This window comes from Burkholderia sp. Ac-20379, assembly GCF_017104645.1.
Lineage (GTDB): Bacteria > Pseudomonadota > Gammaproteobacteria > Burkholderiales > Burkholderiaceae > Burkholderia.
On sequence record NZ_JAAGPF010000800.1, the window covers coordinates 1 to 796 of the forward strand.

Genomic DNA, 796 nt, shown 5'->3' on the forward strand with positions numbered 1-796 from the left:
GCCCCGGCCCACAAGGCGCCGGCCAAGCGGGCCCGCGCCCCGCGTGCGCGCCGTCCGCGCGCCGCGGCCGACGAATCCTGATACGCCGGCCGCGATGCGTGCGCCCGATTCCGCCACGCTCGACGCGCTGCGCGACGGCTGCGATGCCTGTTTCGGCACGCCGGCCGTCTGGCCGCACATCGAGCGGGCGTATCGGGAGCCGCAGCGCTTCTATCACACGCTCGCGCACCTGGCCGAGCTGTTCGCGCATCTCGCGCCGTATCGGCAGATCCCGCATTGGAAGGCGATCGAGCTGGCGGTGTGGGCGCACGATGTCGTCTACGCCACCGCGCCGCCCGATTACGCCGAGAACGAGCCGCGCAGCGCGCGCTGGCTCGACGCGATCACGGCCGCGCACTGCCCGCCCGGCTGGATGGCCGAGCATGCCGCGGCCATCGGCTTCGCACATGAACTCGTGATTGCGACCCAGTCGCACCGGCTGCACGACGCCTGGCAAGCCGATCCGGACCGCCATCGTGCCGCGGCCCTGTTTCTCGACGCCGATCTCGCGATCCTCGCCGCGCCGCCCGAGCGGCTGGCCGCTTACGACCGCGACATCGCCCGCGAATGGGGCCAGGCGCCCGACGCGCCGTCGCAAGCGTTCCGCGACGGGCGCCGCCGCGCGCTCCAGCAATTGCGCGCACACGCGCCGCTGTTCCTCTCCGCCGAATTCGCGCCGCTCACGGCGCGCGCGCACGCCAACCTCGACGTGCTGATCGCGCGCTACGCGGCTTCGCCGGCCGCCGGCGCCTGAGCG

The 796-nt window shown here is 74.1% G+C and carries 1 protein-coding gene; it reads left to right on the plus strand.

Annotated elements, in window-relative coordinates; all coding sequences use genetic code 11:
• The first annotated feature begins 94 nt into the window (after window positions 1–94).
• Window positions 95–793 carry a hypothetical protein gene (locus tag G3N92_RS34705; RefSeq protein ID WP_206131958.1) on the plus strand — a complete coding sequence of 233 codons (699 nt, stop codon included), beginning with the start codon at window positions 95–97 and terminating at the stop codon, window positions 791–793.
• Window positions 794–796 lie beyond the last annotated feature (3 nt).